The sequence below is a fragment of the Lentzea xerophila genome (assembly GCF_051094245.1).
GTDB classification, from domain to species: domain Bacteria; phylum Actinomycetota; class Actinomycetes; order Mycobacteriales; family Pseudonocardiaceae; genus Lentzea; species Lentzea xerophila.
On the sequence record NZ_CP194934.1, the window covers coordinates 8,549,409 to 8,568,208 of the forward strand.

General features: G+C 68.1%; 17 protein-coding genes. 12 read left to right on the forward strand and 5 right to left on the reverse strand.

All coding sequences use genetic code 11. From position 1 onward, the window contains the following. Nucleotides 1–56 precede the first annotated feature (56 nt). Nucleotides 57–1,424 carry a S28 family serine protease gene (locus ACRSBM_RS41075; RefSeq protein WP_434452104.1) on the forward strand — a complete coding sequence of 456 codons (1,368 nt, stop codon included), beginning with the start codon at nucleotides 57–59 and terminating at the stop codon, nucleotides 1,422–1,424. A 14-nt stretch (nucleotides 1,425–1,438) separates the two neighbouring features. Beyond that, nucleotides 1,439–1,786 carry an NTP pyrophosphohydrolase gene (locus tag ACRSBM_RS41080; protein WP_434452105.1) on the forward strand — a complete coding sequence of 116 codons (348 nt, stop codon included), beginning with the start codon at nucleotides 1,439–1,441 and terminating at the stop codon, nucleotides 1,784–1,786. A 6-nt stretch (nucleotides 1,787–1,792) separates the two neighbouring features. On the opposite strand, the gene ACRSBM_RS41085 is transcribed toward ACRSBM_RS41080, so the two are convergent. Together ACRSBM_RS41085 and ACRSBM_RS41090 are read right to left on the reverse strand one after the other, a co-directional pair. Beyond that, on the reverse strand, nucleotides 1,793–2,566 hold the full coding sequence (locus ACRSBM_RS41085) for an HAD family hydrolase (RefSeq protein WP_434452106.1): 774 nt from the start codon (nucleotides 2,564–2,566) through the stop codon (nucleotides 1,793–1,795). Between the two features lie 7 nt (nucleotides 2,567–2,573). Beyond that, on the reverse strand, nucleotides 2,574–3,266 hold the full coding sequence (locus tag ACRSBM_RS41090) for a TetR family transcriptional regulator (protein ID WP_434452107.1): 693 nt from the start codon (nucleotides 3,264–3,266) through the stop codon (nucleotides 2,574–2,576). Nucleotides 3,267–3,363: 97 nt separating this feature from the next. Between ACRSBM_RS41090 and ACRSBM_RS41095 the strand changes: the two genes are divergently transcribed. Together ACRSBM_RS41095 and ACRSBM_RS41100 are read left to right on the forward strand one after the other, a co-directional pair. Then, on the forward strand, nucleotides 3,364–4,281 hold the full coding sequence (locus tag ACRSBM_RS41095; protein WP_434452108.1) for an SDR family oxidoreductase: 918 nt from the start codon (nucleotides 3,364–3,366) through the stop codon (nucleotides 4,279–4,281). A 28-nt stretch (nucleotides 4,282–4,309) separates the two neighbouring features. Then, the gene (locus ACRSBM_RS41100; RefSeq protein WP_434452109.1) at nucleotides 4,310–4,978 is read left to right on the forward strand and encodes a dienelactone hydrolase family protein; all 669 of its coding nucleotides are present in this window, start codon (nucleotides 4,310–4,312) and stop codon (nucleotides 4,976–4,978) included. Nucleotides 4,979–4,982: 4 nt separating this feature from the next. On the opposite strand, the gene ACRSBM_RS41105 is transcribed toward ACRSBM_RS41100, so the two are convergent. After that, a complete protein-coding gene (locus tag ACRSBM_RS41105) occupies nucleotides 4,983–6,002 on the reverse strand; it encodes an NAD(P)-binding domain-containing protein (protein WP_434452110.1) in 1,020 nt (339 codons plus the stop codon). Between the two features lie 320 nt (nucleotides 6,003–6,322). Between ACRSBM_RS41105 and ACRSBM_RS41110 the strand changes: the two genes are divergently transcribed. From ACRSBM_RS41110 to ACRSBM_RS41125, 4 genes are all read left to right on the forward strand, one after another. After that, on the forward strand, nucleotides 6,323–8,143 hold the full coding sequence (locus ACRSBM_RS41110; RefSeq protein WP_434452111.1) for an NHL domain-containing thioredoxin family protein: 1,821 nt from the start codon (nucleotides 6,323–6,325) through the stop codon (nucleotides 8,141–8,143). Between the two features lie 36 nt (nucleotides 8,144–8,179). Then, nucleotides 8,180–8,473: a GroES family chaperonin gene (locus ACRSBM_RS41115; RefSeq protein WP_084401587.1), complete on the forward strand. Its 294-nt coding sequence runs from the start codon at nucleotides 8,180–8,182 to the stop codon at nucleotides 8,471–8,473. 283 nt (nucleotides 8,474–8,756) lie between these two features. Beyond that, entirely contained in the window at nucleotides 8,757–10,541 is a 1,785-nt protein-coding gene (locus ACRSBM_RS41120) for a VanW family protein (protein WP_434453447.1), read from the forward strand. A gap of 109 nt (nucleotides 10,542–10,650) precedes the next feature. Further along, nucleotides 10,651–11,379, forward strand: a complete 729-nt coding sequence (locus ACRSBM_RS41125) for a DUF1206 domain-containing protein (RefSeq protein ID WP_434453449.1) — start codon at nucleotides 10,651–10,653, stop codon at nucleotides 11,377–11,379. 75 nt (nucleotides 11,380–11,454) lie between these two features. Here the strand turns inward: ACRSBM_RS41125 and ACRSBM_RS41130 are convergent, their stop codons facing one another. Then, the gene (locus ACRSBM_RS41130; RefSeq protein ID WP_434452112.1) at nucleotides 11,455–13,290 is read right to left on the reverse strand and encodes an acyl-CoA dehydrogenase; all 1,836 of its coding nucleotides are present in this window, start codon (nucleotides 13,288–13,290) and stop codon (nucleotides 11,455–11,457) included. 243 nt (nucleotides 13,291–13,533) lie between these two features. Here ACRSBM_RS41130 and ACRSBM_RS41135 point away from each other — a divergent pair, with 243 nt between their 5' ends. The 3 genes from ACRSBM_RS41135 (at nucleotide 13,534) to ACRSBM_RS41145 (ending at nucleotide 16,169) form a co-directional block, all read left to right on the forward strand. Then, nucleotides 13,534–13,959, forward strand: coding sequence for a hypothetical protein (locus ACRSBM_RS41135; RefSeq protein ID WP_434452113.1), 426 nt, complete (start codon nucleotides 13,534–13,536; stop codon nucleotides 13,957–13,959). 97 nt (nucleotides 13,960–14,056) lie between these two features. Further along, on the forward strand, nucleotides 14,057–15,568 hold the full coding sequence (locus tag ACRSBM_RS41140) for a sodium:solute symporter family protein (RefSeq protein ID WP_434452114.1): 1,512 nt from the start codon (nucleotides 14,057–14,059) through the stop codon (nucleotides 15,566–15,568). 184 nt (nucleotides 15,569–15,752) lie between these two features. After that, entirely contained in the window at nucleotides 15,753–16,169 is a 417-nt protein-coding gene (locus ACRSBM_RS41145; protein ID WP_434452115.1) for a hypothetical protein, read from the forward strand. Here ACRSBM_RS41145 and ACRSBM_RS41150 read toward each other — a convergent pair. Beyond that, nucleotides 16,155–16,649 carry a DinB family protein gene (locus ACRSBM_RS41150; RefSeq protein WP_434452116.1) on the reverse strand — a complete coding sequence of 165 codons (495 nt, stop codon included), beginning with the start codon at nucleotides 16,647–16,649 and terminating at the stop codon, nucleotides 16,155–16,157. The genes ACRSBM_RS41145 and ACRSBM_RS41150 overlap by 15 nt on opposite strands. A 153-nt stretch (nucleotides 16,650–16,802) precedes the next feature. Here ACRSBM_RS41150 and ACRSBM_RS41155 point away from each other — a divergent pair, with 153 nt between their 5' ends. After that, nucleotides 16,803–17,993 (forward strand): helix-turn-helix domain-containing protein, encoded by a 1,191-nt coding sequence (locus tag ACRSBM_RS41155; RefSeq protein ID WP_434452117.1) that lies wholly within the window; start codon nucleotides 16,803–16,805, stop codon nucleotides 17,991–17,993. Nucleotides 17,994–18,800 lie beyond the last annotated feature (807 nt).

Genomic DNA, 18,800 nt, shown 5'->3' on the forward strand with positions numbered 1-18,800 from the left:
GATAAGCCCGACGATCGGCCGGTCCGGCGGGCGTGCGGGCTCAATAGCGTGGCCTGGTGAACAGACTCGTACGCTCCGTCCTGGCGTTCGGCCTGGCATCCGCGCAGGTCGTGGCCACCGCCGTAGTCGCGTCCGCGGCACCCGACATCGCCGACCGCATCGCCGCCATCCCCGGCGTGCGGATCATCAACGAGGGCACGTCCGGCACCGCGCGGACGTTCGTCCTCGGCATCCAGCAGCCCGCGGACCACCGCAAGCCGCGCGGCCCGTGGTTCGAGCAGCGCTTCTCGTTGCTGCACAAGGCGGAAGCCAAGCCGATGGTGCTGCACACCTCCGGCTACCACCTGTCCGGCACGATCAGCGCGTCCGAGCCCGCCCGGCTCGTCGACGGCAACCAGATCAGCGTGGAACAGCGGTTCTTCACGCCGTCACGGCCGGCGCCGGCCGACTGGGACGACCTGAACATCTGGCAGGCGGCCAACGACCACCACAAGATCGTCACGGCGTTCAAGAAGATCTACGGCGCTCGCTGGCTCTCCACAGGTGCCAGCAAGGGCGGTATGACGTCGATCTACCACCGCCGGTTCTTCCCGCGCGACGTCGACGCGACGATCGCGTACGTCGCGCCGAACGACGTGGTGAACGACCGCGACGTCTACGGCGAGTTCATCCGCGAGGTCGGCAACGACCCGTCGTGCAACCAGCGGCTGGAAGGCGTGCAGCGGCAGATCCTGCAGCACCGCGACGCGTTCGTCACCCGCCTGGAAGCCAAGGGATACACGTACAAGCAGTTCGGCGGCGCGCACCGGGCACTGGAAGTCCTGGTGCTCGACACCCCGTTCACGTTCTGGCAGTACGGGACCCAGGACCAGTGCGTCCTCGTGCCGGGAGCGGGCGCCTCGGTGGACGACCTGTGGACGTTCATCGACAAGACCGTCGGCTTCGACTTCTACACCGACGCGGGCGTCGCGCCGTACGAGACCTACTACTACCAGGCCGGAACGCAGCTCGGCTGGCCGGAAGCCGACGAGTCCGCGGTGCGCGACCTGTTGCGCTACCCCGGTTCCAGCGTGCCGCGGACGATGGTGCCCGACTCGATCAGGTTCCCGCGCTTCGACAAGCGCGCGATGGCGGACGTCGACCGCTGGGTGCGCCACCAGGGCTCGCGGCTGCTGTTCGTGAACGGGCAGAACGACCCGTGGAGCGCCGAACCGTTCCGGCTCGGGCGGGGGACGCGCGACTCGTTGTCGTTCACGGTGCCGGGTGGCAACCACGGCGCGAACATCGCCAAGCTGCCCGAGAAGGAGCGCGCGGCCGCGACGGCAGCGGTGCTGCGCTGGGCCGGCGTCGCCGCTTCCGCCGGTGCGCTTGCCGCCGACGAGGGCCCGGACTCGCTGGACGCGCTGCGGGCGCGCCGGGGCTGAGGCACGCTGGGGGCGTGAAGCCGTTGCTCGTGGTCGACGCAGCCAACGTCGTGGGATCGGTGCCGGACGGCTGGTGGCGCGACCGGGCGGGCGCGGCCGAACGCCTCCGTGACGCCCTGCGCGGCCGGGACGACGTCGAGGTCGTCCTGGTCGTGGAAGGCAAGGCGCGCACCGTGTCGAGCATCGACGACGTCCGGGTCGTCGCCGCCCCTGGCGAGGGTGACGACACGATCGTCGAGGTCGTGCGGACCGAGGGCTTGGGGCGTTCGGTGACGGTGGTGACCGCCGACCGCGAGTTGCGGCAGCGGGTGACGGCGCTGGGTGCCGAGGTGGCGGGACCCACCTCGGTGCCGCGCCGCTAGCTCAAGCTAGAGCCGGAAAAGCCGTTCGAGGACCTGCGCGACCCCGTCCTCGGTGTTCGGCGGGGCGTGGTTGTCGCAGGCCTGCTTCACGAGCGGGTGCGCGTTGCCCATCGCGTACGCCGTGCCGGCCCAGCCGAGCACCGACAGGTCGTTGGGCATGTCCCCGAACGCGATGACCTCCTCCTTGGTGATTCCCCTTGTCCCGCAGAGGGATTCGAGAGTGGCGGCCTTCGAGACACCCGGCGGGCTGATCTCCAGCAGCCCCATCCCGCCCGAGTGCGTGACGGTGACGTGCTGCCCGACGGCCTCCCTGGCGATCTCCATCAGGTGGTCGGTCTCGGCGTCCGGCGCCCACGCGAGCATCTGCACGACCTGGTGCGCCTCCGCGAAGACGTGGTCGAGCAACTCCAGTGTCCTGTGTGGATTCTTCGGCCCGAACCCCTGGAAACCGGGCTCCGACAACACTTCCAGCCCGGTCTCGACCGCGATGCCGACGTTCGGGATCACCTCGGCCAACGTCTCCGCGACCTTCCGCACGACGTCCAGCGGCACCGTCTGCGCGTGCGTGACCTCGCGGTGCGTCAGGTCGTAGATCATCGCGCCGTTGGAGCAGATCGCCGTACCGGTCAGCTCCAGGTCCTGCACGAACCGCGGCGGCCGTGCGGTGACGACCACGACGTCGGCGTCGACGGCGCCGAGGGTGGCGCGGGTGCGGTCGCTGAGCACCCCGCCCGGTTGCAGCAGCGTGCCGTCGAGGTCGGTCGCGATCAACCTGATCATCGGCCGATTATCGGGCAGGACTCTCCTGCGCGGGAGCGACTTTCGCCCGAGCCAGCAGGCCGGAGACGGTCACCTCGACGGTGCGGCGCACGACGCCGGTGAAGTCGACGCGCATCATGGCCATGGCGGGGTCGGCGGCGAAGGCGTCGAGAACGGCCTGAGGTGGGCGGCTGCTCGGCCAGGCGCCGACCGCAATCAGCATGACGGTCTGGATCAGGGTGCCCGCGTCCTCGGCATCCAGTTCGGGCAGGAGCCGTCCGGTGAACCGGACGAGCGCCTCCAGATGCTCGAGGACGGCACGCTTGTGCCGCAGCGCGGTGTCGGCGGAGATGTTGCGTTCCAGCACGGTGGCCTGTGCGCTGGTCAGGTCGCACAGCACCGGGCGGCGTGCCAGCGAGGTGGCCAGGAGCTCGGCCAGCAGGTCTCCGCGTTCCGCGGCGGAGCCGCCGCCGGGCGTCGCCGCGCTCTCCAGTTCGGTGATCCAGTCCGCCACCTCCGCCTCCAGCAGCGCCAGCAGCACGGCCTCCCGCGACTCGAAGTAGCGCAGGACGTTGGCCTTGGCCAGGCACACGCGGCGGCTGAGCCCCGTGAGGGTCAGTTCGGCCACCGGCATCTCGCTGAGCATCGCCGCCGCGGCGTCGAGGATCTGCCGCCGTCGCTCGTTGCGCTGCTCCTCGGTGCGCGCCCGCTGGAAACCCATGTCGTGCATGTTACAGACCGGCGGTACTTTACTAAAAGACCGACGGTCCGTTATGTTGGAGGCATAAGAGACCGGCAGTACGTAACGAGGGGTTGCGATGTACCAGGTACCTGACCAGCGAGGTAAGCGCGTCGTCGTCACCGGCGCGAACAGCGGCACCGGCAAGGAGGCGGCCAAGCGCCTGGCCGGAGCCGGCGCCGACGTCGTCCTCGCGGTGCGCACCGAGGCCAAGGGCGAGCAGGCGAAGGCGGAGATCCTCACCGCGCATCCCGGCGCTCTCGTCGAGGTCCGGCGGCTCGACCTGGCGGACCAGGCCTCGGTGGGAACGTTCGCCGACGAGCTGATCGCCGGCGGCAAGCCGTTGGACGTGCTGGTGAACAACGCCGGTGTGATGAACGTGCCCGCGCGGACCGAGACCGGCGACGGCTTCGAGCTCCAGCTCGCCAGCAACTTCCTCGGCCCGTTCGCCCTGACCGTCCGGCTGCTGCCGTTGCTGCTGGCCGCTCCCGCACCCAGGGTCGTGACCATGGCCAGCGGTGCCGCGTACCTCGGGCGGATCGACTTCGACGACCTCCAGGCGCGCCGCCGGTACAGCCCGATGCCGGCCTACGCCCGCACGAAGCTGGCCAACCTGCTGATGACGGTGCACCTCGCGGATCTGGCGGCCGAGCGGGACTGGCCGTTGCTGTCGCTCGCCGCGCACCCCGGCTACACCCGCACCAACCTCACGACCTCGGGCCCGCGCCTGAACGGCGGCCGTCCCGGCCTCGTCGAGTCGATCAGCTACAAGCTCACCCCCTCGCAGGGAGTCGAGCAGGGCACCGAACCACTCCTGTACGCGGCAGCCGACCCCGGTGCCGTCGCCTGCGGCTACTACGGGCCGCGCTGGGCGCTCGTCGGTCCGACCAAGCCCGCCTCGATGCCCCGGTCCGCGCGGGACAAGGCGCTGGCCGCACGTCTGTGGGCGGAAGCGGAGCGCCTCACCGGGACGTCCGTGGAGGTCGTCGGCCGGTGACCCCTCCCGCTCGGGCAGGATCAAGGTCATGACTCATCGAGTTGACGACATGCCGTTGCCGGTTTGGCTCCCGGAGTCCGGTTCCGGCCCCGGCATCGTGCTGATCCAGGAGATCTTCGGCCTGGACGGATACCTGCGGGGCATCGCCGAGAAGCTCGCCGCGCTCGGCTACGTCGTGGCCGTGCCCGAGCTGTTCCACCGCTTCCAGCCGGGCTGGGTGGGCGAGCACGACCAGGCAGGCATTCAGAAGTCGATGGAGGTAGTCGGCAACCTCGACTTCCCGCTCGCCGTGCAGGACGTCGTCGCGTCGGTGCGGTACCTGCGCGGCCTGCCCGAGGTGACCGGTGGCGTCGGCGTGCTCGGCTTCTGCCTCGGCGGCACGCTGGCCTACAACGCGGCCGTCGCCTCCGACCCGGACACCGCCGTGTCGTTCTACGGCTCCGGTGTGCCGGACCAGATCGACACGCTGGACCAGGTGTCGTGCCCGATCCTGTTCCACTTCGGCACCGAGGACGAGTACATCACCGGGTACGACAAGGTGGTGGACGCGGTGGAGGAGCACGAGGGCGCCGAGATCCACCTGGAGCCCGCCGGCCACGCGTTCCTCAACCACCTCGGCCCCTGGTACGACCAGGCCGCCGCCGACCGCGCCTGGGACCTGACCGCGCAGTTCCTCGCGCGCACCCTCCCGGCCTGAGCCGTCAGGCGATGCACGGCACCGCGAGCTGCTGGGAGAAGAACTTCTCCAGCGGCTTGCGGTGCAACCGCCGTTCGACGGCGATCAGCTCGTTGCGCCGGTAGTGCCTGACCTGAGTGCTCGTGACGACGAACCCGTGCCGTTCGGTGGTGGGCATCTCGTCGTAGAGCAGAGCGTGCTGCCCTTGCGTCACGACGACGTCCGCCAGCCCGTCGGGAATCTCACTGGCACGCGTCGCGATGGTGGCGGCCAGCGCGTCCGGCCGGTTGCGCAGCCTGCGGTGCGGCCACGGCACCCCGTGGTGCTCGGCCTCGAGCGTCCGGTGCAACGCCCTGGCGGCGTGCCGGATCGCCTTGATCGAGTCGCCGCTGATCACGTGCGCCTGCGGGCTGTCGAGTGACGTCTCCCGCCGAAAACCGGTGCACACGATGACCCGGTCGTACCGCAGCGCCCCCGTGCCGTCGATCAACGCCACGAACTCGTTGCCATCCTTGACGATCCGCTGCACCGTCCGCCCGACGGTGTGCGTGAGCCGGGCGGTCGCCGCGATGTTGTCCACCGTCTCGAACGCGCTGTGCCCACGCCCGATGATCAGCACCCGCTTCCCCGCGTACTCGGTCGGATCGGTGCTGGCGCTCGCGTACGTCTCGGCGTGCTCGATGCCCGGAATGCTTGGCCGGTAAGGCTTCTTGCCCGTCGCGATGATGACGTGCCGCGCGTCGTACCGGTCGAGGTCGCTGACCGGCGTGTTGTAGCGGACGTTCAACGGCCGCGCGAAATCCTCCAGATACCGCACCAGGTCGTCCGCGTTGGGAAACGACCGCTTGCTGTAGCGCGCGAACGGCACACCGTCGAACAGCGAGTTGTCGTCCGTCGACAGCACACGGTGCCGCGGGAACGTCCTGAAGAAGCTCGCCGGCTCCGGCCCCGCCTCGAGAATCAGGTAGTCGCGGCCCGCGCGGTGCAGAAAACGCCCCATCTGCAAGCCCGCCGGGCCCGCACCGATCACCAGGTACTCCACCATCACGCACCTCCCGGCGTCCTCTACGCCAACGACGGCGCAAAGGTTCAGACGGGCGGTTACCGTCCATCATGTGGATTGCGGCCTGCTCTGGTCAATCAGAAGGCACACGTAGCCCACACGCCGGACCCGGTCGAAAGGTCGCCGGGCGTCACGAAGACGATCCACCGGCTGGTCGACGACGCCTTCTGTGACGAGCGCGACGAGGCCGAGTCGATCGGCTGGCCGTTGCGCACCGCCGCAGCGGAAGCTCGCCGGCTGCTTGGCCGGTCCACATTCTGGACGTCGGAACACCGCAACCGTCCACAGTGTTGGATACGGCCGTGACGACTGTGAAGCGCCGAACCCGTGTCCGTGCCCCCGAACTGGTAGGACGCGGCTGGCTGAACACCGGTGACGCCACGGTCAGCCTCAAAGACCTGCGCGGCAAGATCGTGCTGCTCGACTTCTGGACGTTCTGCTGCATCAACTGCCTGCACGTCCTCGACGAGCTCCGCCCCCTCGAGAAGGAGTTCGAGGACGTCCTGGTCACGATCGGCGTGCACTCGCCGAAGTTCGTCCACGAGGCCGACCCCGAGGCGCTCAAGGCCGCCGTCGAGCGCTACGAGGTGCACCACCCGGTCCTCGACGACCCGGAGCTCACGACCTGGCAGAACTACGCCGTCAAGGCGTGGCCGACGCTGGTCCTAGTCGACCCCGAGGGCTACGTCGTGCATGTCGCCGCTGGCGAGGGCCATGTCGAGGCGCTGAAGACGATCATCGGCGAGATCGTCCACGAGCACGACGAGAAGGGCACGCTGCACCGCGGTTCGGGGCCGTACCAGGCGCCGGAGCCGGCGGACACCACGCTCCGGTTCCCGGCCAAGGCCATCGTCACGCCGGACAACACCATCCTGGTGAGCGACTCGGCCCACCACAGCATCGTCGAGCTGGAGGCGGACGGCGAGACCGTCATCCGCCGCATCGGCACCGGTGAACGCGGCAGAACAGACGGCAAGTCGCCCACCTTCTCCGAGCCCGCCGGCCTCACGCTGGTGCCCAACACCCACGGCTATGACGTCGTCATCGCGGACACGGTCAACCACCTCCTCCGCGGTCTCGACCTGGCCACCGGCGAGGTCACGACGCTCGCGGGCACCGGTGAGCAGTGGCGGGACGGCGAGACCGACGGGCCGGCCGACAAGATCGAGCTCACCAGCCCGTGGGACGTCGCGTGGTGGAACGGCGGCGTCGCCATCGCCATGGCCGGCAACCACACGCTGGGCTTCTTCGACCCCGCGACGAACACCGTCAGCCGCCTGGCGGGCACGACGGTCGAAGGCATCAACGACGGGCCGAAGGACGAGGCCTTCTTCGCGCAGACGTCCGGGCTGGCCGCGGACGGCGACCGGTTGTGGATGGTCGACTCCGAGACGAGTGCGTTGCGCTACCTCGAGAACGACGAGGTCCACACCGTGATCGGCAAGGGGCTCTTCGCGTTCGGCCACAAGGACGGCGACGCGGACGAGGCCCTGCTGCAGCACCCGCTGGGCGTCACGGTCCTCGCCGACCACTCCGTCGTCATCAGCGACACCTACAACAACGCGATCAGGCGCTTCGACCCTGAGACGAACATCCTGACCACCATCGCCACGGACATCGCCGAGCCGTCCGACGCGCTCCTCGTCGAGAACGAACTCGTCGTGGTCGCGAGTGCGGCGCATCGGCTCGAACGGTTCGCGGCGGCCGCGACGAAGATCGACGGCGAGGCCCACGAGGTGAAGCGGCCGTCCACGGGCATCGCGCCGGGGCAGTTCGAGCTCGCTGTCGTGTTCACCCCGCCGACCGGGACGAAACTGGACGAAAGGTACGGCCCGTCGACTCGTCTGGAGATCACCAGCTCACCGCCGGAGCTGATTCTGGAGGGCGCGGGCGTCGGCACCGAACTGGTACGGGCGTTGCGGATCAACGATCAGGTCACGAACGGTGTCCTGCACGTCGTGGCGCAGGCCGCCAGTTGCAGTGACGATCCGGCGGAGGAACACCCCGTGTGCCGCCTGACCAGGCAGGACTGGGGTGTACCCGTTCGAGTGATTGCGGATGCACCCAGCAGGCTGCCGTTGTTGATGGGCGGCATGGACGAGGAGGGTCCGCAAGCCACGTAGACTCTGCGGGTGCCTGATGTCAAGCTCGAGATCCAGATGCTGTACGACCGTGTGATGGTCCGCATCTCGCCGGAGGACGGCGAGCGGCGCTCCAGCGGAGGCATCGTGATCCCCGCTACGGCCCAGATGGCGAAGCGGTTGGCGTGGGGTGATGTGTTCGGAGTCGGTACCAGCGTGCGCCACGTGAAGGTCGGGGACCGGGTGATGTTCAACCCGGAGGATCAGCTTGAGGTCGAGGTGCACGGCACCACGTATCTCGTGATGAGGGAACGCGATCTGCACGCGGTTGCGACGGAGCTCACCGAGCACGGTACTGGTCTGTACCTATGAGCCGCCGGTTCGTGATCTGCGTCTGATAGCTACACACATATGCCACCTCAGGAGAGACAGGGCAACGGGGAGAGCTGTGCCGTACGACGCTGACAAGACGAGAGCGATGCCGCCGGTGGGTCCCGGCGGCACGTCCTCCGAGCAGACCGCCAAGATCAATCCGGTCCAGGTGAACGCCTCGACCGAGGCGTGGCCGTCGGAGGAACCGGACTCGAACGAGCCGACCGTCACCGCGGCCGTGCCCGGTGTCGGCTTCCCGGCCAGCGAAGACGCCACCGAGTACATGAAGCCGGTGGCGCCCCCGGAGCCCAGGGGAGAGGACTCGGGCGTCTACGGGCCCGTGATGATCGAGCCCGGCGAGGACGACGCGAAGCCGGGGTTCGCCAAGAGGAAGGCGTTGATCGTGGCCGCGGCCGTGATCGGCGCCTTCGGCCTGCTCTACGGCCTCGACATCCTCGTCTCGAGCGGCAACGTGCCGCGCGGCGTGACGGTGGCGGGCGTCGACGTCGGCGGCATGAGCCACGACGACGCCGAGAAGAAGCTGCGCGACGAGATCGGCCCGCGGCTGAGCAAGCCGGTCGCGCTCAAGGCCGGCGACGTCGACGCCGAGCTCGACCCGCAGGCCGCGGGTCTGGAGCTCGACTGGGCCGGCACGATCGACCGTGCGGGCAGCCAGCCGCTCAGCCCTGTCACGCGCGTCACGTCGTTCTTCACGAGCCGCGAGGTCGGCGTCGCGACGAAGGCCGACGACGCGAAGGTCTCCGGTGCCCTCGAAGCCCTGCGCCCCAAGCTCGACCACGACCCGATCGAGGGCACCATCAGGTTCGAGGGCGCCACGCCCGTAGCCGTCGAGCCGCACGACGGCCAGAAGCTCAAGACCGAAGAGGCCGCCAACGCCGTCGTCGCGAACTGGGCGTCCGGGAACCCGGTCGAGATCCCGATGGACTTCACCCCGGTCAAGACGACCAAGGAGGGCGTCGAGCAGGCGCTCAACGACATCGTCAAGACCGCCGTCTCCGGTCCCGTCGTCATCAAGGGCGAGGGCAAGGACGCGACCCTCACGCCGGAGCAGATCGGCACCACGCTGACGTTCGCCCCCGGTGAGGGCGGCGCGCTGAACGTCGCGCCGAACAAGGACAAGCTCGTCGAGGTGACCTTGGCGCAGCTCAAGGACACGGTCAAGGAAGGCAAGGACGCCGCGATCGTCTTCGAGGGCGGCAGGCCGACGGTCAAGCCGTCGGTGGACGGCCTCGACCTCGACTGGGACAAGAACCTCCAGCCCTACTTCGACACGCTGAAGAAGACCGACGGCCGCGAGGTCAAGTTCGAGTACAAGCACACGCCCGCGAAGGTCACCACCGAGCAGGCGAACAAGATGGGCATCAAGGAGGTCATCGGCGAGTTCCAGACCGGTGGCTTCGCCCCCGCCTCGGGCGTCAACATCCGGGTCGTGGCCGAGAAGGTCAACGGCGCGATCGTGAAGCCCAAGGAGACGTTCAGCCTCAACAAGTACACCGGCCCCCGCGGCACCGCGCAGGGCTACGTCGAGGCGGGCATCATCGAGAACGGCATCCCCGGCACGGCGGTGGGTGGCGGCATCTCGCAGTTCGCGACCACGCTCTACAACGCGTACTACTACGCGGGCATGAAGGACGCGGGCCACCGGGAGCACAGCTACTGGATCACGCGGTACCCGAAGGGCCGCGAGGCCACCGTGTTCATGGACAACGCGGGCAACAGCCTGATCGACATCGCGTTCACGAACCCGGACGACACGGGCGTCGCCATCCAGACGATCTGGACGCCGTCCTCGCTCAAGATCGTGCTCTGGGGCACCAAGAACTACGACGTCACCGGTTCCACCAGCGGCGAGTTCAACCCCACTCAGCCGCAGGAGAAGAAGGTCAACAAGGCCGGGTGCACGCCGAGCAACGGCGCTCCGGGCTTCTCGGTGACGGACACCCGCACGATCACGGACCGCCGCACCGGCCAGTCCCGCAGCGAGTCGCGCACGGTCCGCTACGACCCGCAGTTCAAGATCATCTGCGAGCCGCCGCCCGGCGGCTGAGCAGCTTTCAGATTCACAGTGGCCACGCGCGGGTATTCACCCGTTCGTGGCCACTGTTGCGAACGAAGCGCGAAGACACCCCGTCGTCCAGACGTTGGGGCGGGTGGGAATGGTCGTGTACGGAGCGGTCCACGTGCTCATCGCGTGGCTGGCGCTCCAGGTCGCGTTCGGCGGTGGCGCCAAGCGGACGGACTCGAAGGGCGCGCTGACCGAGCTCGCGGACGGTGGCGCCTGGGTGTTGTGGACCGTGGCCATCGGCCTGGTCTTCTTCGCGGTCTGGCAGCTGATCCTGGCCTTCGTCGGCTACACCTACATCGGCAAGACGCGGAAACGCGTCTCGAAGCGCATCGGTTCCGCCGCCCGTGCCATCACCGCCGGCGGTATCTCGTTCGGTGCCTTCAAGTTCGCCACGAGCGGCAGCAGCGGCAACCAGACGGAGCAGCAGCAGGAACTGACCGCGCAGGTGCTCGCGTGGCCGGGCGGCCAGTGGTTCGTCGGCGCGGTCGCGATCGGTGTGCTCGTCACCGCGGGCGTGATCGCCTACAAGGGCTTCAAGAAGTCCTTCGAGAAGGACCTCGACCTGGGCCGCGCGCCGTCGTGGATCGAGCCGGTCGGCCGGATCGGCTGGATCGGCAAGGGTTTCGCCTACGGCGTGATCGGAGTCCTCATCGGACTGGCGGCGATCAACGCGGACCCGGAGCAGGCGGGCGGCATGGACAAGGCGCTGCACACGTTGGCAGCACAGCCTTACGGCGTGTTCCTGCTCAGCGCGGTCGCGATCGGCATCGCGGCGTTCGGCGTCTACTGCTTCGTCGCCGCGCGAGCACTGAAGGAATGAACAAGCCGGCGCAATGAAACGGGTCCGCGCACCTCGGGCAGGAGGTGCGCGGACCCGTAGTCCTTGAGGCGTCTTCTAGAAAACGCTCTCGTCGATGTCCATCAGCGCGTTGTCCGTGGACTCGGCGATCTTGCGACGCGAGGTGAGCTCCGGCAGCACGGTCTTCGCGAAGAACGACGCCACCGCGACCTTGCCCTCGTAGAACGCCTTGTCCTTGGCGGACGGCGTGCCACCGAGCTTCTCCAGCGCGACCTCGGCCTGGCGGAGCAGCAGCCAGCCGACGAGCACGTCACCGGCGGTCATCAGCAGGCGGACCGAGTTCTGGCCGACCTTGTAGAGGTTGCGGACGTCCTCCTGCGAGGTGGTCAGGAAGCCGACCAGCGCGCCGAGCATGCCCTGCAGGTCTTCGAGACCCTGCTTGAGCAGCGCCCGCTCCTCCTTCAGGCGACCGTTGCCGCCCTCGTTGTCGAGGAACTTCTGGATCTCACCGTTGATGAACGTGAGCGCCTGGCCCTTGTCGCGGATGATCTTCCGGAAGAAGAAGTCCAGCGACTGGATGGCCGTGGTGCCCTCGTACAGCGAGTCGATCTTCGCGTCGCGGATGTACTGCTCGATCGGGTACTCCTGCAGGAAGCCCGACCCGCCCAGCGTCTGCAGCGACTGCGCCAGCTGCTCGTACGCGCGCTCCGAACCGACGCCCTTGACGATCGGCAGCAGCAGGTCGTTGACCTTCGCCGCGAGCTTCGCGTCGTCGCCGCCGAGCATCACCTTGTCCTGCAACGTCGCCGTGTACAGGTACACCGCGCGCAGGCCCTCGGCGTACGCCTTCTGCAGCATCAGGCTGCGGCGCACGTCGGGGTGGTTGGTGATGGTGACGCGAGGCGCGGTCTTGTCCGTCATGCGCGTCAGGTCGGCGCTCTGCACGCGCTCCTTGGCGTAGGACAGCGCGTTCAGGTAACCGGTCGACAGCGTCGCGATGGCCTTGGTGCCGACCATCATCCGGGCGTACTCGATGACGTCGAACATCTGCGCGATGCCGTCGTGCACCTCGCCGAGCAGCCAGCCCTTGGCGGGCACACCGTGCTGGCCGAAGGTCAGCTCGCACGTGGTGGACGCCTTGAGGCCCATCTTGTGCTCGACGTTGGTGACGAAGGCGCCGTTACGCTCGCCCAGCTCACCGGACTCCGGGTCGAAGTGGAACTTCGGCACCAGGAAGAGCGACAGGCCCTTGGTGCCCGGCTTCGCCTCGATGCCGTCGCCCTCCGGACGCGCGAGCACCATGTGCATGATGTTCTCGGTCAGGTCCTGGTCGGCGGACGTGATGAACCGCTTCACGCCCTCGATGTGCCAGGAACCGTCGTCCTGCTTGATCGCCTTGGTGCGGCCGGCGCCGACGTCGGAACCGGCGTCCGGCTCGGTCAGCACCATCGTGGCGCCCCAGCCGCGCTCGATCATGAGGTTGGCCCAGTGCTTGTCGCGGTCGGTGCCGTTGTTGTAGACGACCGTCGCGAAGCTCGGACCCGCCAGGTACATGTAGACGGCCGGGTTCGCGCCGAGCAGCAGCTCGGACGCGGCCCACGTGACCGACGGCGGCGTGCCGAAGCCGCCGAGCTCGTTCGGCAGGAACAGGCGGTACCACTCGCCGTCCCACACCGCCTGATACGACTTCTTCAGCGACTCCGGCAGGGTCGCCGAGTGCGTCGCCGGGTCGAACACCGGCGGGTTGCGGTCGGCGTCGACGAAGGAGTCCCCCAGGACACCCTCCGCGAGGTTCTTCACCTCGGCCAGCACGCTGCGCGCCGTGTCCTCGTCGGACTGCTCGAACGGCCCCGTGCCGAGGTGGTCCTGCACGTTGAAGACCTCGAACAGGTTGAACTCGAGATCCCGGACGTTGCTCTTGTAGTGGCCCATCTCGTCAGCTCACTCCTCAGGGTCGCGGCGGGGTCGCCTACTGACCGGTAACAACAGAGTATTACTCGACAGTAACCCCGGCAAGGCCGACCACCCGGTGGTGGCGAAGTAGACAGTCCTCCCGGCGACCTGAATCAGGCATGAGTGCCGGTCAGACGCGTACCGGACGCTCGGGAACCATCTCCAGCAGCCCTGGCGTCGTGCGCTCGGCGAAGTCCACCGCGCGGGGCGACATGGCCCGGCGTGACGCTGCTCGGCGACGCCGACCACCCGCTGTTCGCCGACTTCCAGCGGCTGGTGCGGACCACGCCGGCGTTGCGCGCCTACGGGCACCGGATGTGGATGCGGCACCAGGCGGCGTTGGCGCAGGTCATCGCCGCGGAGATCGGCGCGCCGGACGACGACGTCAGGTGCGCGGCGCCGGCCCGGTTCGCCCTGGAGGCCCGGGACGTGATCTTCGACCGGCCCGGCCGCGAGCGGGCAGCGGACGAGGTGTTCGGGCTGCTCGAGCACGGATGGGCAGCCGTCCAGCAGTCCTGGCCGGTAATCGCGTGCGTGTGGTCGCGCGTCTGGTTCGGCGCGCCCATACGGTTCACGTGGGTGAACAAGGGTCACGAATGTGATTCAAGACTCGCCAAGGTCTTCCGCGCCACGGCAACAGTCTCGTAAGACCTACGTCACATATCCCGTGCGGATGTGCCAGGTTCCCGCCGCCATGAGGCCTGGTGCTCTCGCGGGCACACGTGTGTGCACGCAAGGAGGTCACATGGGCACCCTCGATTGGATCGTGGTCGCCGGTTACTTCGTGGTGATGGTCGGCATCGGGCTCTGGTCCCGAGGGCGGATCAAGAACATCGCCGACTTCTTCACCGCGGGCGGCAAGATGCCGTGGTGGTTGTCGGGCATCTCCCACCACATGTCCGGGTACAGCGCCGTCATGTTCGTCGCGTTCGCGGCGGAGGCGTACCGGCTCGGCCTCACGGTCTACATCTGGTGGTCGCTGACGATCGGTCTCGGCGTCGGAATCGGCGCCTTCCTCTGGGCACCCGCCTGGAACCGGCTGCGCTCGAAGCACGACGTCAAGTCGCCGCTCGAGTACCTGGCCATCCGCTACAACGTGCCGACCCAGCAGGTCATGGCGTGGGCCGGTGCAGGACTGAAGGTCGTCGACATCGCGGCCAAGTGGGTCGCGGTCGCGTTGCTGCTGCAGGGTTTCGCCGGCGTCCCGATCTTCTGGGGCATCGCGCTCGTCGGCGTCGTCACGATGGTCTACTCGGTGCTCGGCGGCCTCTGGGCGGACGCGCTCACCGACTTCGGCCAGTTCATCATCCAGGGCCTCGCGGGCTTCGCGATGTTCTTCGCGGTCGCCTCGCACTTCGGCGGCATCAACTTCATGTGGACGATCTGGGACAAGCTCCCCGAGAGCCACAGCGAGCCGCTGACCGGCCCCTACACGCTGACGTTCTTCATGGCGCTCTTCCTGATCAAGACGCTCGAGTACAACGGCGGCATGTGGAACCTGGCCCAGCGCTACATGGCGGCCCCCTCGGGCTTCGCCGCGAAGCGCTCGGCACTGCTGTCGGCCGCGCTCTGGCTCGTGTGGCCGCTGATCCTGTTCTTCCCGATGTGGGCGGCCCCGCTGATCGTGCCGGGCATGGAGGCCAACGCCGAACAGGCCTACGTCGAGATGGGCAAGGCCATGCTCCCCGCGGGCATGGTGGGCCTCGTTCTCGCCGGCTTCTTCTCGCACACGATGGCGATGGTCTCCTCCGACGCCAACGTCATCACCGCCGTCATCACCCGTGACATCCTCCCGCGCCTGTGGAAGGGCGCTCGTGCGATGACCGCGGAGGCGCAGCTGAAACTGGCGCGCATCACCACGTTCCTGTTCATCGGCCTGTCGATGACCATCGCGTTGACGGCGGACACGAAGGGCTTCGTGTTGAAGGTCGTGATCGCCCTGGTGGCGGCCACGATGGGCCCGATCGCGATCCCGCTGATGCTCGGCCTGCTCCCGTGGTTCCGCAAGTTCGGCCCCACGGCCGCACTGTCGTCGACCGTCGGCGGCCTGGGCACCTGGGTGTTCCTCTACGTCGAGCAGCAGTTCCTGAAGGACTTCGCCGTCTCACAGGCGCTGATCGTCTCGACGCCGCTGCTGGTCTCCCTGGCCCTGTACCTGGTGATCGGCTTCGCGAAGCCGGAACCGAGCCCGGAGCGCGACGCCCTGATCGACTCGCTGAAGTCCGACGAGCCCGACGTGGAAGCCGTCAAGGCGTAGCGACGTTCCTGATGATCTCGCGGCGGCGCACCCGAACAGGGTCGTCGCCGCGAGCCTCAGGCAGGGCTTCGGCGTGCTCGAGCACGCGCGTTATGCGCTACAAGACGTCCGTGTGGCGCATCGGTTGCCGTGGCGTGCGTCATCGTCACGAGACTCTCGCGTAGTCCGCATGCACAGTGGATACATGGGAAAGTGGAGTCCCGCGGACGACGCGGAACTGGCGACGGGCTGGCGGCTCTGGCTGGAGCTGAGCGACCGCGTGTGGCCGGACCCGTCGTGGGACGGCACCCCCGCCGACGCGATCCGCCAGGTCCGTGCACTGCTGACCGTGTGCGAGGAGATCCGGCTCGCCTACCTGGCCGAGTCTCCCCGCCCGTCCGTGGCGCTGCTGCAGCTACTGCAGTCGATGTCCTTCGTGGCTTCCTTCGCCGTCGACCTGTGGCACGACGACACACACCCGTTGGACATCGAGCGCGCCGAACTGCTGCACGGCGACCTGGCGTCGTTCGCCGACCACGTCGCCGGGGTGCGCGCTGCCCTCGCGCACGGGGGCGGCTGGGTGGAACTGGACCGCCGGCCGTGGGGCCTAGCGGTCGACTAGCCGCCGCAACTGCCCGATCTCGGCCACGTTCTTCATCAGCTCCGCGTTCACCCACGCGACGGTGTGCGCCACCGTCATCCCGCCGTCCGGCCACGGAAACGTGGTCCGCGCATCCAGATCGGCGCTGTCCAGCGTGCGGAGCCATTCGTCGCGCAGCCCCCGCAACGAGCCAATCGCGCCCTCAGGACCCGGCCAGGCGAACTCACGCGGCTCGACCTGCTCGACGTGGTCGATCGCGGCCGTCCACCACCAGCCGATGTGCCACGTCAGCCAGGCCATCGTGGCGACCCCGGCGGACTCCTGTTCGGGCGTCGGCCAGTCGCGCTCCCAGGCCGCGCCGTCGCGTCGCATGGTGAAGACGTGGACGCTTCTCGGCTCCCAGAGGAGGTCCGCCGGGGTGAGCAGGTCGAGGTGGTACTCGAACAACGACCAGGTCATGTCGAACTGCCAGCGCAGCAGGTCGCGTTGGGAGACGGGCACGACAGGAACCTAACGGCTGCCAGCAGGGTGACGCACACCAGTCAGCGCGGCCGGCTCCACGGCTACCCTGGTGACAAGGCGTTTCCTCGCTCAACTCAGGACCTGGGCCTGGATGCGAACCGGCGGATGACATCCAGCAGCGGAGGTGCTGCCGTGACGGACGAGCCCGCAAACGAGGTCGGCCATCGACTGCGGCAGATCCGCCATGCCCGCAGGAAGTCACTGCAGGCGATCTCTGGACTCGCTGGAATCTCAGCGTCCTACCTGTCCCGCTTGGAGAGCGGGGACCGGGCGCTGGACCGTCGTTCGCTCGTCGTGGCGCTGGCGAACGCGCTGGAGGTCGCGCCAAGCGAGATCACCGGTGCAGCCGTCGTGCTTCCTGGCCAGTCGGACGAAGATCGATCCCTGAACGGTGTTCGGCTCGCACTGCTCTCGGTGAGCATGGGCGAACCTCAGGGTGAGGTCGTACCGCTCGATGGCCTTCAGGCTCGGGTGACCGAACTGCTGGACCATCAGAAAGACTGTGACTTCATCGAGGTCGGGCGCGCTCTGCCCGGATTGATCCGAGACCTGCACACGACGCTCGCTGCGGGCCGCGAAGTCGAAGCGCTGCTTCGTCTCGTGACGTTGACTCACGTGCAAGGCACCCAAGCCTGGCTGATGGACGTCGGGGCAAGTCTCGATCTCGGTTGGCAGGCAGCGGCTCTCGCCAAAGACGCCGCCGACCGGGTCGATGATCCGCTCACCCACGCCGTGAGCGCGTTCGGAACAGCCTTCGGCTTGATGGGCGCTGGTGCCTTCGATCTTGCTACGCGCACCGTCTCGGCGACGAATCCCGGCACTGCGACGTCAGAGGCCATGCAGGCTGCCGGGATGCTGTCGCTCACGTCGTCACTGCTGGCTGCGGCTCGGGCGGACGGGGCAGCGCGGTCCGCAGCGTTGGACCACGCAGCTGATCTTGCCGCTCACACAGGTGAAGGCAACGCCCTGTGGTTCGGATTCGGCCCCAGCAACGTCGGCGTGTGGCAGATGTCCGTCGCGCTCGAAGCGGGAGACCACGCGGAGGCTGCTCGGATCGCCACCACGGTCGACCCCGGGGCGCTTCCGTCGCCGACGCGGCGATCGGCCTACTACCGGGAGTACGGCCGGGCGCTGGCTCATCTGCCGCGCAGGACCGATGACGCCGTGATGATGCTGCGGCGCGCGGAGGCGATCTCGCCGACGCGGATTCATCGTCACCCGTTCATGCGTTCAATCCTGGCCGAGCTCCTGATGAAGGTGAAGCGGGACAGCACCGGCCGGGAGCTCAGAGGCATGGCTTACCGAGCTGGTCTTCACGTCTAACCCGATCAGGCGACTTTGCCACGCAGGCAAAGATCGTGAGTGACCGTTCCTACGGTCCGATGCATGGTGATCTCGATCTTCTGCGGTCCTCTCCTGATCCTGGTGTTCACGCTGGTGGCCCGCGTCCGGGCTCAGCTTCAGTTCGACGCTGTGAGCGGAGCATGATCACGCGAGCCGACGCGGTCAGCTTCCATCTGGACGCCGTAACTGCGCACCGGGTCGGGGCGGGAGTCTTCCGGCAGCTTCTGCACGTCATCACGCCGGACTCGCCACAGATCGACTTCCACGGGATACCGCTCTGGTTCGCCACGTGCGGTGCTGTTCGCGTTCCCGTTCCACAGGCATCTGCTCACCGTCAGCGGTGTGAGCTGTGCCCGGCGTTGCCGTACGTAGAGCGCACAGCGACCTAGGCACGAGATCAACGAAGAAGGCCCAGGCGAGTCGATCGCGACTTCAACCTGGGCTTTCGTTGCTTGAGCGGGTGACGGGAATCGAACCCGCCTCTACAGCTTGGGAATCCGTTGCGTCACCATGTCGTGCGAGCGTGAACCGATCGCCCGGGTCGTCTCGGCGGAGTCATCCGCGCGTACCGTCATACCGCCTAACCGCATGGACATAGCTGCGGCAGGCACAGCTCGGGAGAACGGCGGTGGCGTTGGCGACTTTCCATTCCGGCTCGCCTTCCGTTCTCTGTGTCAAAGGGCAGCGTTGACTGCCCGAATTCGCGATCACACCCACTCTTCACCTGCGAGACGCCAACTTCAACGTCCATGATCAATAGGCAAAGGCGGCTCACCGGTGTGCTCA

Coding starts and splice junctions, on each gene's coding strand:
- ACRSBM_RS41140 (WP_434452114.1), top strand. CDS start 14,057: ATGGGCACCCTCGATTGGATCGTGGTCGCCGGTTACTTCGTGGTGATG.
- ACRSBM_RS41085 (WP_434452106.1), bottom strand. CDS start 2,566: ATGATCAGGTTGATCGCGACCGACCTCGACGGCACGCTGCTGCAACCG.
- ACRSBM_RS41145 (WP_434452115.1), top strand. CDS start 15,753: ATGGGAAAGTGGAGTCCCGCGGACGACGCGGAACTGGCGACGGGCTGG.
- ACRSBM_RS41125 (WP_434453449.1), top strand. CDS start 10,651: ATGGTCGTGTACGGAGCGGTCCACGTGCTCATCGCGTGGCTGGCGCTC.
- ACRSBM_RS41130 (WP_434452112.1), bottom strand. CDS start 13,290: ATGGGCCACTACAAGAGCAACGTCCGGGATCTCGAGTTCAACCTGTTC.
- ACRSBM_RS41120 (WP_434453447.1), top strand. CDS start 8,757: ATGAAGCCGGTGGCGCCCCCGGAGCCCAGGGGAGAGGACTCGGGCGTC.
- ACRSBM_RS41095 (WP_434452108.1), top strand. CDS start 3,364: ATGTACCAGGTACCTGACCAGCGAGGTAAGCGCGTCGTCGTCACCGGC.
- ACRSBM_RS41090 (WP_434452107.1), bottom strand. CDS start 3,266: ATGGGTTTCCAGCGGGCGCGCACCGAGGAGCAGCGCAACGAGCGACGG.
- ACRSBM_RS41115 (WP_084401587.1), top strand. CDS start 8,180: ATGCTGTACGACCGTGTGATGGTCCGCATCTCGCCGGAGGACGGCGAG.
- ACRSBM_RS41100 (WP_434452109.1), top strand. CDS start 4,310: ATGACTCATCGAGTTGACGACATGCCGTTGCCGGTTTGGCTCCCGGAG.
- ACRSBM_RS41105 (WP_434452110.1), bottom strand. CDS start 6,002: ATGGTGGAGTACCTGGTGATCGGTGCGGGCCCGGCGGGCTTGCAGATG.